The sequence below is a fragment of the Streptomyces sp. DSM 118878 genome (assembly GCF_052936595.1).
Genome location: NZ_CP193622.1, coordinates 2,595,385 through 2,607,713, shown reverse-complemented (window position 1 = coordinate 2,607,713; position 12,329 = coordinate 2,595,385). Strand labels below are relative to the sequence as shown.

Below are 12,329 nucleotides of genomic sequence, written 5' to 3'. Positions count from 1 at the left end.
GCCCGCAGCCTGTTCCCCGCCGTTTTCCCGGAGGCCTTCCGCCGTGACCAAGCCGCCCTTCACGCACCTGCACGTGCACACCCAGTACTCGCTGCTTGACGGTGCCGCGCGGCTCAAGGACATGTTCAATGCGGCCAATGAAATGGGCATGACGCACATCGCCATGTCCGACCACGGCAACCTCCACGGGGCGTACGACTTCTTCCACTCCGCGCAGAAGGCGGGCGTGACGCCGATCATCGGCATCGAGGCGTATGTGGCGCCGGAGTCGCGCAGGAACAAGCGGAAGATCCAGTGGGGCCAGCCGCACCAGAAGCGCGACGACGTGTCGGGCTCGGGCGGCTACACCCACAAGACGATCTGGGCGGCGAACAGCACGGGTCTGCACAACCTCTTCAAGCTGTCGTCGGACGCCTATGCCGAGGGCTGGCTGCAGAAGTGGCCCCGCATGGACAAGGAGACCATCTCCCAGTGGTCGGAGGGGCTCATCGCCTCCACCGGCTGCCCCTCGGGCGAGCTGCAGACCAGGCTCCGCCTCGGCCAGTTCGACGAGGCCGTGAAGGCGGCGGCGGAGTACCAGGACATCTTCGGCAAGGACCGGTATTTCCTGGAGCTGATGGACCACGGCATCGACATCGAGCGCCGGGTCCGCGACGACCTGCTGCGGGTCGGCAAGAAGCTGGGCATCCCGCCGCTGGTGACGAACGACTCGCACTACACGTACGCGCACGAGTCCGTCGCGCACGACGCCCTGCTCTGCATCCAGACCGGCAAGAACCTCTCCGACCCGGACCGCTTCCGCTTCGACGGCACCGGGTATTACCTGAAGTCGACGGACGAGATGTACGCCATCGACTCCTCCGACGCCTGGCAGGAGGGCTGCCGGAACACGCTCCTGGTGGCCGAGCAGATCGACACCACCGGCATGTTCGAGAAGCGCGACCTCATGCCGAAGTTCGACATCCCGGAGGGCTACACCGAGGTCACCTGGTTCCAGGAGGAGGTCCGGGTCGGCATGGAGCGCCGCTACCCGGGAGGTGTCCCCGAGGACCGGCAGAAGCAGGCCGAGTACGAGATGGACATCATCATCCAGATGGGGTTCCCGGGGTACTTCCTGGTCGTCGCCGACTTCATCATGTGGGCCAAGAACAACGGCATCGCGGTCGGCCCCGGCCGTGGCTCCGCGGCCGGATCGATCGTCGCGTACGCCATGGGCATCACCGACCTCGACCCGATCACGCACGGACTGATCTTCGAGCGGTTCCTCAACCCCGAGCGCGTCTCCATGCCCGATGTCGACATCGACTTCGACGAGCGCAGGCGCGTCGAGGTGATCAGGTACGTGACGGAGAAGTACGGCGCCGACAAGGTCGCCATGATCGGCACGTACGGAAAGATCAAGGCGAAGAACGCGATCAAGGACTCCGCGCGCGTGCTCGGATATCCGTACGCGATGGGCGACCGCCTCACCAAGGCCATGCCCGCCGACGTCCTCGGCAAGGGCATCGACCTCTCCGGCATCACCGACCCCAAGCACCCGCGCTACGGAGAGGCGGGCGAGATCCGGGGGATGTACGAGAACGAACCGGACGTGAAGAAGGTCATCGACACCGCCAAGGGCGTCGAGGGCCTCGTCCGGCAGATGGGCGTGCACGCGGCCGGCGTGATCATGTCCAGCGAGCCGATCGTCGACCACGCCCCGCTCTGGACGCGGCACACCGACGGCGTGACGATCACGCAGTGGGACTACCCCCAGTGCGAGTCGCTCGGCCTGCTCAAGATGGACTTCCTGGGCCTGCGAAACCTCACCATCATGGACGACGCCGTCAAGATGGTGCGGAACGACAAGGGCATCGACCTGGAGATGCTCTCGCTCCCGCTCGACGACCCGAAGACCTTCGAACTGCTCTGCCGCGGTGAGACGCTCGGCGTCTTCCAGTTCGACGGCGGCCCGATGCGCTCGCTGCTCCGCCAGATGCAGCCCGACAACTTCGAGGACATCTCCGCCGTCTCGGCCCTGTACCGGCCGGGCCCGATGGGCATGAACTCGCACATCAACTACGCCGAGCGCAAGAACGGCCGCCAGGAGATCACGCCGATCCACCCGGAGCTCGAAGAGCCCCTGAAGGAGACGCTCGGCCTCACCTACGGCCTCATCGTGTACCAGGAGCAGGTGCAGAAGGCCGCCCAGATCGTCGCCGGGTACTCCCTCGGCGAGGCCGACATCCTGCGCCGCGTGATGGGCAAGAAGAAGCCCGAGGAGCTGGAGAAGAACTTCGTCCTCTTCCAGGCCGGCGCCCGGAAGAACGGCTACTCCGACGAGGCCATCCAGGCCCTGTGGGACGTCCTGGTCCCCTTCGCCGGATACGCGTTCAACAAGGCGCACTCCTCCGCGTACGGCCTGGTCACCTACTGGACCGCCTACCTGAAGGCGAACTACCCGGCCGAGTACATGGCCGCCCTGCTGACCTCGGTCAAGGACGACAAGGACAAGTCGGCCGTCTATCTGAACGAGTGCCGCCGCATGGGCATCAAGGTGCTCCCGCCGAACGTCAACGAGTCGGTGCACAACTTCGCCGCCCAGGGCGACGACGTGATCCTCTTCGGCCTGGAGGCCGTGCGGAACGTCGGCACGAACGTGGTGGAGTCGATCATCCGCTCGCGCAAGGCGAAGGGGAAGTTCACCTCCTTCCCCGACTACCTCGACAAGGTCGAGGCGACCGCCTGCAACAAGCGCACCACGGAGTCGCTGATCAAGGCGGGCGCCTTCGACACCATGGGGCACACCCGCAAGGGCCTGACCGCCCAGTACGAGCCGATGATCGACAACGTGGTGGCGGTCAAGCGCAAGGAGGCCGAGGGACAGTTCGACCTCTTCGGCGGCATGGGCGAGGAGACCGGCGGCGACGAGCCGGGCTTCGGGCTCGACGTGGAGTTCTCCGAGGACGAGTGGGAGAAGACCTACCTGCTCGCCCAGGAGCGCGAGATGCTCGGTCTGTACGTCTCCGACCACCCGCTCTTCGGCCTGGAGCACGTGCTCTCCGACAAGGCCGACGCGGGCATCGGCCAGCTCACCGGCGGTGACTTCTCCGACGGCTCGGTCGTCACCATCGGCGGCATCATCTCCGGCCTCCAGCGCAAGATGACCAAGCAGGGCAACGCCTGGGCCATCGCCACCGTCGAGGACCTCGCGGGCTCCATCGAGTGCATGTTCTTCCCGGCCACCTACCAACTGGTGTCGACGCAACTGGTCGAGGACGCCGTGGTGTTCGTCAAGGGCCGCCTCGACAAGCGCGAGGACGTGCCCCGCCTCGTCGCGATGGAGCTCCAGGTCCCCGACCTGTCGAACGCGGGCACCAACGCGCCCGTGGTGATCACCATTCCGACGGTGAAGGTCAGCCCGCCGATGGTCACCCGCCTCGGCGAGGTCCTCAGCCACCACCGGGGCAACAGCGAGGTGCGCATCAAGCTCCAGGGCGCCCAGAAGACGACGGTGCTCCGGCTGGACCGGCACCGCGTGAAGCCCGACCCCGCGCTCTTCGGCGACCTGAAGGTGCTGCTCGGTCCGTCCTGCCTGGCGGGCTGACCAACACCGCCGCGAGGCACCGCGCGTGACCGCAGTGAGGGGCGCACCCAGAACGGGTGCGCCCCTCACGCGTACCTATGCGGCCGTCAGTTGTGGCCGAAGCGGCGCTGGTGCTTACGGGCAACATCAGCGGGGCTGCCCTGGGCCTGCGTCTGGATGCGCGATTCGGCTTCGACGGCGGACGTCTGGGCCTGCTCCTTGGCCCGCTCGGACGCCGATGCGCGGTCCTGCTGGCTGCCCTGCTTGCGATTCTTGTTCTTGGCCATGGTGATCTTCCTCCTGAAGGGGATCTGGGGGCCATGACGCGTTCAGATTCACATAGCCGGACAAAGCGCGCATTTCGGAGAATTACCCTGCGTGATAAGGGGGCATCGGTGACAGAACCGTGGATACGCCACGCCGAAGATCGAGTTCCGCCCGTTAACCTCCGCCGGGTCGGGCAGACTCGAAGGGAACCCGGCGCCGACCCGCACCCCTGATTCGTTGTCGTCACGGGGTGTGTTCGTGGGCCTGCGAGGGAACGTCCAGGAACCTCCGGGCACTTTTCAGGAACTTCCAGGAACGCCAGGGAATCTCCAGGGAAAGAGGGTGGATCGCGTGGACCGCTGCATCGTCCTGGTGGACGCCGGGTATCTGCTGGGCGCGGCCGCGAGTCTCCTCGCGGGAGAACCGTCCAGATCCCGGATCACCGTCGATCACACCGCCCTCGTCCAGGGCCTGCGCGAGCGCGCGGAATCCGACACCGAACGCCCGCTGCTGCGCATCTACTGGTTCGACGGAGCCCCCGACCGCGTACCCCAGCCCGAACACCGGCGGCTGCGCGTCATGCCGCGCGTGACGGTCCGCCTCGGCGCCCTGACCCGCAGCGACGGACGGTGGGCGCAGAAGGGCGTGGACGCCGCCATGCACGCCGAGCTGACCGAACTGGCCCGCAACCGCGCCTGCTCCGACGTCGTGCTCGTCACCGGCGACGGCGATCTGCTGCCCGGGATGATGGCCGCCAAGGAGCACGGCGTCGCCGTCCACCTCTGGGCCGTGCAGGCCGCCGACGGCGACTACAACCAGTCCGAGGACCTCGTCGCCGAGGCCGACGAGCGGCGGGTGCTCGACCGGGCCTGGATCACCAAGGCCGTACGCCCCAAGGAGCTCACCGGCATCTGCGCGCCGCCGCCCGTGCCGCGCCCCGAGATCGCCGCCATCCTCTCCGCACCGCTCCCGGAGTCCGCCCTCGCCGCCGCCGCGCAGCGCACCGAGGAGGAGACCCCCGCCGGGCGCACCCCCGACGCCGGGGCCAACGGGCAGGAGACCGCCGAGCACCGCGGCCCCACCGGCAAGGGCGTGCCCACCCCCAAGGACCTGGCCGCCCTGCGCGCCCCCGCCCCCGGCGCCCAGGCCGCGGCCCACCACCCGGCCAACGCGACGCTGCGCTGGTCCTCCGACAAGGGCTGGGTCGAGCGGCCGGGCGGTGCGCCCGAGGGACCCGAGGCGGCGGCCCTGCCGACCCTCGCCCAGCTCACGACGGCCGAGCAGCGCTGGGCCGACCGCGAGGAGGACATCACCACGGTCGGCGGCGACCCCTACGAAGTCGGGCAGGTGTTCGCGCGGCGCTGGATGACGCGCCTGCCCGAGCAGCACAACCTCCAGAAGCTGTCGGCGATGTACCCCCGCATCCCGCACCGCGTCGACGGCGAGCTGCTCCGCTACGCCGCGCGCTTCGGCCTGCTCGCCCACAAGGACGACCAGATCGACGAGCACGACCGGTACGCGATCCGGGCGGGATTCTGGCGGGAGGTCGACGCGCGGACGGCCGCCGAGCACGCGACCGCGGGGGACCGGGCAGGTGACTGATTCGGGGCGTACGGGGCGCCCCGGGCGTCGTCCGCGCCCGCGCACCCCGTAGTCTCGTCCTTCGTGAGTACGCGCCCGGCACCGGCAGTCCGACAGGAACGCCGCAAGGAACACGGCATCGACGCCGTCTGCGCCGTGCGCGACCTGGTCAAGACCTACCCGGCCGCACGTGGCCGACGCGGCAGGCCGGCGACGCCCGAGGTCCGCGCCACCGACGGCATCTGCCTGACGGTCCGGCGCGGGGAGATCTTCGGGCTGCTCGGACCCAACGGCGCCGGCAAGTCCACCCTCGTACGCCAGCTGACCGGCCTGATGCGGCCCGACAGCGGCGCGGTCGAACTCCTCGGCCACGACATCGTGCGCCACCCCGAGCGGGCCGCGCGGCTCCTCGCCTACCTCGGGCAGGAGTCCACCGCCCTCGACGAGCTGACCGTGTCCCTCGCCGTCGAGACGACCGGGCGGCTGCGCGGGCTCGACGTGCGCCGGGCCCGTGCCGAGCGGGACGGGGTCCTCGACGAGCTGGGGCTCACGCCGCTGGCGTCGCGGCCCCTCAAGCAGCTCTCCGGAGGGCAGCGGCGGCTCGCCTGCTTCGCCACCGCGCTGGTGGGGGAGCGGTCGCTGCTCGTCCTTGACGAACCCACCACCGGGATGGACCCCGTCGCCCGGCGGGCCGTCTGGGCGGCGATCGACCGGCGCCGGGCCGAGCGCGGGACGACCGTGCTGCTCGTCACCCACAACGTCATCGAGGCCGAGACCGTCCTCGACCGGGTCGCCGTGCTCGACGAGGGCAAGGTCATCGCCTGCGACACCCCGGCCGGGCTCAAGGAGAAGGTCGCGGACGAGGTGCGGGTGGAGCTGGTGTGGCGGGAGCGGGCGCCGCTGGACGTCCCGGAGGTCGCCGCGCTGCGATCCTCCGCGGTCGAGTCGGGGCGGCGGTGGGTGCTCCGGCTGGCGCCGGACGAGGCCCGGGCCGCCGTCGCCGCGGTCACCGGCGGCGCCGCCTTCGCCGCCCTCGACGACTTCACCCTGGCCACGCCCAGCCTGGAGGACGTGTACCTCGCCCTGGGCGGCAGCGGGCGAGGCCTGGTCAAGGGGTGAGTTCTTTGGCCACCGGTTCGCGTGCGGCAGGGACAGCTTTCGCGTGGGGTAGGGACAGCTACAGAAGGGTTCTGCGGTGAGTGCCGTTCCGCTTGATGCCGTGGTGCGGGAGGAAACGCGTACCGAGGACGGCTTCGGAGGCGTCGGGGCCCTCGGCCCGCCCGCCCGGCTGTTCCCCGCGCTCGCGGCCGTCTACCGGGCCCAGCTCTCCCGGGCCCGGGTCGCGCGGATCCCGCTGCTGTTCGTGGCGACCTTCCAGTCCGTCGGGATCATGATCCTGATGCGGGGCGTCGTGGACGGGGGCGGTGAGGCGCGGGCCGTGGTCGCGGGCTCCTCCGTGCTCGTCGTCGCGTTCGTCGCGCTCAACCTGCTCGCCCAGTACTTCGGCAGGCTCCGCGCCGACGGCGGCCTCGACCACTACGCCACGCTCCCCGTGCCGCCCGCCGCCGTGGTCCTCGGCGCCGCCGCCGCGTACGCCTCGTTCACCGTGCCCGGCACCTTCGTCACGGCGATCGTGGGCTGCGGGCTCTTCGGGCTGCCGCTCACCCACCTCTGGGTGCTCATCGCCGTGATCCCGCTCGCCGGAGCCGCCCTCGCGGGGCTCGGCGCCGCACTCGGCCTGCTCGCGCCGCGCCCCGAACTGGCCACGCTGCTCGGGCAGATGGGCATGTCCGCGGCGCTGCTGCTCGGCGTGCTCCCGGCGGAACGGATGCCGACGCTGCTCCAGTACGCGCGTGACCTGCTGCCCTCGACGTACGGCGTGGAGGCGTTCGCCAACACCTTCGGTCCTGACCCCGACTGGGCCCTCGTCGCCCTGGATCTGGCGGTCTGCGCGGGCGTCGGTGTGGCCTCGCTCGCCGTCGCCACCTGGGCGTACCGCCGGGCGGCTGTCCGGTGACGCGCCGCTCGGGTACTACTGGCACGATGTGTGGGTGACCGCACCGCAGACACCCCAACCGCCGCACGACGACACACCGCACAACCCCTGGCAGGCCCCCGCGCAGCCGTCGGGAGCCGCAGCTCCTCACGGATACGAGGAGGACGGGCCCGGCATGAGGACGGAAGTGCGGCAGGCCGCGGTGACCGCGGTCGTGGTGGCCGTCAGCGGAGTGGTCCTCGGCCTCGTGTGGATGTGGCTGGCGCCGCGCGTGCCGCTCATCTCGGACGGCGAGGCGGTCTACCTGAAGGACACCGAGGGCGAGCAGGCCATCGGTGTCGACGGAACGTTCACTCTGCTCGCGCTCGGCTTCGGTGTCCTCAGCGGTGCCGTCGTCTTCCTGCTGCGCAAGCGCGGGGGCATCCCGCTGGTCGCCGGTCTCGCGCTCGGCAGCCTCCTGGGCGCCCTGGTCGCGTGGCGGACCGGGATATGGTTCGGCCCCGAGACGGACGTCGTGGCGCACGCCAGGTCCGCGGGCAAGGGCGTCGTCTTCGACGCCCCGCTCGAACTCAAGGCCAAGGGCGCGCTCCTCGCCTGGCCGGTGGCCGCGCTGGCCGTGCACCTCGGCCTCACCGGGCTCTTCGGGCCGCGTGACCCGGAGCCGTATCCGAGGTCCTTCTACGACTACGGAGAGCCCCGCGACGAGCCCCGCCCCGAGGGCCCGCAGGCTTGATCCTAGGCGGGGCGCCTGCCGTGATTGGCCTTGCGCTTCTTCGCCCGCCACTTCCGCATGCGCGTCTTCTTCGACATGCTCCCGGTACTAGTCGCGCCCCGAAGCCCTGTCGAGGGCGCTTTCACGTCGTCCGCGCGAGCGGCCGGAAACCGTCAGGCGCGGCCGATCGGTGCGAGGACCGCGGCGGTGAGTTCCGCCAGGTCATCCGGTGAAAGCTCGACCTCCAGGCCCCTGCGGCCCGCCGAGACGCAGATCGTGGGGTGCCGCGAGGCGGATTCGTCGAGGACCGTGCGCAGCTTCTTGCGCTGGCCGAGCGGCGATATGCCGCCGCGCACATAGCCCGTGGTGCGCTCGGCCGCCGCCGGGTCGGCCATCACGGCGCGCTTGCCCGAGACCGCGGTGGCCAGCGCCTTCAGATCGAGGGAGCCCGCGACGGGCACCACGGCCACGGTCAGCTCGCCGTCGACCTCGGCGACCAGCGTCTTGAAGACCCGCTCCGGGGACACGCCCATGGCCTCCGCGGCCTCCTCGCCATACGAGGGGTGGGCCGGGTCGTGCGCGTAGGAGTGCACGGTGAAGGCGGCGCCGGCCGCGGTGAGGGCCACCGTCGCCGGGGTGCCGCCGGTGCCGCCCGGCTGCTTCTTCTGCTTCTTCGCCACAGTCTCGCGCCCTCTCGCGCCTCTCGCGTCTCGCGTACGTCAGTTCAGGCTGGTGGTTCCGCGGGTCAGGTCCGTCGCGGGCAGGGACGGCAGGTTGCGGATGATCGCCGTCTCCGAACGCAGCAGGGTCAGCTCGTCCCGCAGCCGTGCCGCGGTGTCCGCCGCCTCCAGGAGCCGCTGCTTGGTGGGGGTGTCGAGGACGGCCGCCGCGGCGACCAGGTACGACACCACGGACGGCTCGTCCGGCAGCTCGGCCCCCGTGGACAGCGAGCGCTCCCGCGCCCCGGCCAGGCGTTTCTGGTACGACCTGAAGGCGCGCAGGACGCCCTCGGCGAGGGTGCCCGCCTCCTCGCCGAGCTCCTCGGGCACCTCTTCGACCTCGGCGGTCAGGAAGGCGCCGGAGGCGTCGACCGAGTGGATCCGGACGCGGGACGTGCCCGTGGCGAGCACCTCGAAGCCGCCGTCGTCACGCTCCCTGATCGTCGCCGCGTCCGCGACGCAGCCCATGGTGTGGAAGGCCTTGAGGGGGTCCGCGCCGAAGCCCGCGGCGGGGCCGTGCTCGGGCACCGCCGTCGGGTCGGGGAGGCCTGGAGCGCTCGGCGCCACCTCGGAGCCGTCGCGGATGGCGACGACGGCGAACTGGCGCTGCTCCTCCTCGGGGGTCTTGAGCAGCTCGCGCATCATGGCGCGATATCGCTCCTCGAAGACGTTCAGCGGCAGGACGAGGCCGGGGAACAGCACCGAGTTGAGCGGGAAGAGCGGAAGCCGGGTGGTCACGACCGGCAAGCCTAATGGTCGTCGGAGCGTACTCGGCCGCGCGGAGGGCGCAGCGGTGTCATCGACGCCACTTCGAGGCGTATGCCGTCGCGCAGTTCCAGGAACTGGCCGAGCGGATCGTCCGAGAGCCGGTCCCAGGGGAAGGACGTCGCGTACGGGCCGATCAGGCGTAGCTGCTCCAGGGCGTCGTCCCAGCGCTCCAGGCGGACCAGGACGTAGGTGAGGAGGTTGCGGACCTCGGCGGGCCAGGGGTCACCGGCGTCGTAGTCGCGGGACAGGGCGATCGCGAGGTCGGCCGCCGCTTCCAGGCGCTCGCGCGGCACCCGGCCCGTGGGGCTGGTGAGGTACGCGAAGGCGGCGCGGGCCGGCAGGACCTGTATCAGGGAGCCCGGCAGCGCGTCGGCGGCGGCGCGCTCGGCGAAGTCGAAGCACTCGCTGTGCGAGCCGTACCAGGCGGCCGAGAGGTACTGAAGGGCCGAGGCGTGGCAGCCGTAGTGGTACGAGGAGCGGCGCACCGCCTGTTCCCAGAGCTGCTCGAAGACGGTGTGCGGGGCGTGGGTGCCGCGGGCGTGGTCCAGGGCGATACGCCAGGGCACGGGATCGCGCGGGTCGGCCTCCGCGGCGGCGGTGAGCAGCGGGCTCACCTCGCGGAGCAGCTCGGCCCGCGCCGGTGACTCCCAGCCGCGGACGACGGCGAGCTCGGCCTTGACGAGCAGCAGGTCGGGGTCGTGCGGGGAGGCACCGAGCCAGTCGTCGAACCACTCGGGGCGGGAGCGGGCGAAGGCGGCGAGGCGGGTGGTGTAGCGGTCGCGGTTCTCCCACTCGGCGGCCTCGCGGGTCATGGCCAGGAGCTTGGCCGCCGGGCCGTGGTCGCCGCGGCCCGCGGCGACGAGGGCCGGGGCGAGCCGCTCGTCGGGTACGTCGAGGAGTACCTCGTCGTCCGGCGGGAGGCCGGCGGCGAGGCCCGGGGTGTGCCGGACCATGCGGGCGGTACGGATGAAGGCACGCAGCACCGTGCCCTCCTTTGCGCCTCAACCGGCACCCGCTCGCACGGCCCGCCGGTCACCTTCGTGGTTGCTCAATTGTTGGTTGCCGCTGGGATGACGGCCGACGGCGGGGGATGGTTGCCCGCGGGCGCATAACGGTTCAGCCGCAGGTCAACCCATCAGGCCACAGCCGCCCCTGGCCGCCCCAGGCGTCCCGGCCACCCCCGGTCGCGCCCGCCCGGCGTCAGTTTCGGCGCAGCAGCCGGGTCGCGCCCGCCGCCACGGTCGTGGCCAGGACCCAGCCGAGCAGGATCAGGGCGGTCGAGAACCACTGCCAGCCGCCGCGGAGCTGCCAGTAGCTGTCCTGGCCGAGGTTGATGACGGGCAGCAGCAGGTCCAGGGCGAAGAGCGCCGGATTCCAGTTCGGGTGCTCGCCCTCCTTGAGGGGCGGGTGGTCGGCGCGCGAGAACGCCACCGCGCTGACCGCCCACAGCACGGCCATCCAGACCGCGGCCCGGCCGGGCCGGTAGCCGTACGCGACCGTCCAGTCCTGTGCGTAACCCCACAGCTTCGCCGCCAGCGGCAGCGTCTCGCGGCGCCTGCGCTGCTTGGCGAGGAGCACCTCGCGGGCGTCGGCGTCCTCGCCCCCGTTGCGCAGCACGGCGGCCAGCTTCTCGTACGGCTCGGGGTTGTACTCGGCGGTCGCCGCCGCCACCCACGCCAGGCGCCGCTCCAGCGTGAAGCTGCCCTGCGGCACGAGGTTCTCGTAGCTGAAGCCGCCCATCTGGAGGCCGCCGGGGCCCGGCCAGCTCGTCGCCCTGTCGATGAGGTTGACGACCTTGACGCCGGACAGCACGACCTTGCCGCGCTGCGGCGCCTCGCCGAGGAAGCGCAGCTCGGGCGTCTGGACGCGGCGCAGCGAGATCTCCTGGTCGTTCTGGAGGGTGAAGCGGGCCTGCGCGAAGTCGATGGCGTCGCCGAAGCGGCCGTCGTCGAGCCGGACGCCGCCCTCGCACTCGAAGCGCTGCACGCGCGTGCCGCGCGCCGGGGTGGTGCCGCTGGTCTGCGGGGGATTGCCGACGGCGGCCGGGGTCAGGTACAGGGTGCGCTCGACGGTGAGCTGCGGGGCGTTGAGCGCGTACCGGCCGTACTGGTTGATCAGCCGGCTGCCGCGCAGGCTCAGCGAGACGCCGATCTTCGCGCCGCGCATGCTCAGCTCGCCGTGCGACTCCATCATCTCGGCCTGGAGGTCCTGGCCGACGGTGAGGCCGTCGCCGGTGATCGAGCGGCTGCGCCGGTCGCGGTAGACCACCGCCTGGTTGAGCAGCAGGTCGGTGCCGATCTGGGCGTCCGTGAGGCGGATGCCGTTGTGCACCCGGCAGCGCGGCAGGTGCAGATCGCCCTCGGTGTGCAGCCTGGCGGCCTCGATGCGCGGGATCGAGCAGTCGACGAGCCGCAGGGTGGCGAAGCGGGACTCCGGAAGGAGCACCTCCTTCTCGAAGCGGCAGTGCTTCAGCTCGGTGTACGGGGCGATGGTGCCGCCCGCCAGGTCGAGGACGTCGGTGATCTGTATGCCCGCCAGCTTCAGCGAGGAGACCCGCCCCGCGAGGGCCGGCGGCCCGTCGAGCAGCAGCCAGCACACTATGCGCGCCCGCACGCTGCGCTCGGGCCCCCACGGGTGACCGCCGTGCGGGTCGTCCGCCGCGGCGTCCCCGGACCTGAGGTCGTAGACGGTGCCGTTGCGGAAGGCCTGCCACATGCCGAT

General features: G+C 71.3%; 10 protein-coding genes. 5 read left to right on the top strand and 5 right to left on the bottom strand.

What is annotated here, in order from left to right; all coding sequences use genetic code 11:
• The first annotated feature begins 43 nt into the window (after nucleotides 1–43).
• On the top strand, nucleotides 44–3,586 hold the full coding sequence (dnaE, locus tag ACRAKF_RS11365; RefSeq protein ID WP_447036829.1) for a DNA polymerase III subunit alpha: 3,543 nt from the start codon (nucleotides 44–46) through the stop codon (nucleotides 3,584–3,586).
• A gap of 86 nt (nucleotides 3,587–3,672) precedes the next feature.
• Here the strand turns inward: dnaE and ACRAKF_RS11360 are convergent, their stop codons facing one another.
• The gene (locus tag ACRAKF_RS11360; protein WP_447036828.1) at nucleotides 3,673–3,852 is read right to left on the bottom strand and encodes a hypothetical protein; all 180 of its coding nucleotides are present in this window, start codon (nucleotides 3,850–3,852) and stop codon (nucleotides 3,673–3,675) included.
• Nucleotides 3,853–4,183: 331 nt separating this feature from the next.
• Here ACRAKF_RS11360 and ACRAKF_RS11355 point away from each other — a divergent pair, with 331 nt between their 5' ends.
• The 4 genes from ACRAKF_RS11355 to ACRAKF_RS11340 all read left to right on the top strand — a co-directional run bounded on the left by ACRAKF_RS11355 (nucleotide 4,184) and on the right by ACRAKF_RS11340 (nucleotide 8,142).
• On the top strand, nucleotides 4,184–5,434 hold the full coding sequence (locus tag ACRAKF_RS11355; protein ID WP_447036827.1) for an NYN domain-containing protein: 1,251 nt from the start codon (nucleotides 4,184–4,186) through the stop codon (nucleotides 5,432–5,434).
• Nucleotides 5,435–5,551: 117 nt separating this feature from the next.
• The gene (locus tag ACRAKF_RS11350; RefSeq protein ID WP_447041925.1) at nucleotides 5,552–6,532 is read left to right on the top strand and encodes an ABC transporter ATP-binding protein; all 981 of its coding nucleotides are present in this window, start codon (nucleotides 5,552–5,554) and stop codon (nucleotides 6,530–6,532) included.
• Nucleotides 6,533–6,608: 76 nt separating this feature from the next.
• Nucleotides 6,609–7,430, top strand: coding sequence for an ABC transporter permease (locus ACRAKF_RS11345; protein WP_447036826.1), 822 nt, complete (start codon nucleotides 6,609–6,611; stop codon nucleotides 7,428–7,430).
• Between the two features lie 34 nt (nucleotides 7,431–7,464).
• Nucleotides 7,465–8,142 carry a DUF2567 domain-containing protein gene (locus ACRAKF_RS11340; protein ID WP_447036825.1) on the top strand — a complete coding sequence of 226 codons (678 nt, stop codon included), beginning with the start codon at nucleotides 7,465–7,467 and terminating at the stop codon, nucleotides 8,140–8,142.
• Between the two features lie 152 nt (nucleotides 8,143–8,294).
• Here the strand turns inward: ACRAKF_RS11340 and ybaK are convergent, their stop codons facing one another.
• The 4 genes from ybaK to ACRAKF_RS11320 form a co-directional block, all read right to left on the bottom strand.
• On the bottom strand, nucleotides 8,295–8,801 hold the full coding sequence (gene ybaK, locus ACRAKF_RS11335) for a Cys-tRNA(Pro) deacylase (RefSeq protein WP_447036824.1): 507 nt from the start codon (nucleotides 8,799–8,801) through the stop codon (nucleotides 8,295–8,297).
• A gap of 39 nt (nucleotides 8,802–8,840) precedes the next feature.
• Complete coding sequence (locus ACRAKF_RS11330; RefSeq protein ID WP_447036823.1) at nucleotides 8,841–9,587, bottom strand: LON peptidase substrate-binding domain-containing protein; 747 nt, start codon at nucleotides 9,585–9,587, stop codon at nucleotides 8,841–8,843.
• 2 nt (nucleotides 9,588–9,589) lie between these two features.
• Nucleotides 9,590–10,561 (bottom strand): hypothetical protein, encoded by a 972-nt coding sequence (locus ACRAKF_RS11325; RefSeq protein ID WP_447041924.1) that lies wholly within the window; start codon nucleotides 10,559–10,561, stop codon nucleotides 9,590–9,592.
• A gap of 247 nt (nucleotides 10,562–10,808) precedes the next feature.
• A complete protein-coding gene (locus ACRAKF_RS11320) occupies nucleotides 10,809–12,323 on the bottom strand; it encodes an oxidoreductase (RefSeq protein ID WP_447041923.1) in 1,515 nt (504 codons plus the stop codon).
• Nucleotides 12,324–12,329: the final 6 nt, after the last annotated feature.

Excerpts from the sequence above, each read along its gene's own strand:
- ACRAKF_RS11320 (WP_447041923.1), bottom strand. The coding sequence starts at position 12,323 with ATGTGGCAGGCCTTCCGCAACGGCACCGTCTACGACCTCAGGTCCGGG.
- ACRAKF_RS11360 (WP_447036828.1), bottom strand. The coding sequence starts at position 3,852 with ATGGCCAAGAACAAGAATCGCAAGCAGGGCAGCCAGCAGGACCGCGCA.
- ACRAKF_RS11325 (WP_447041924.1), bottom strand. The coding sequence starts at position 10,561 with ATGGTCCGGCACACCCCGGGCCTCGCCGCCGGCCTCCCGCCGGACGAC.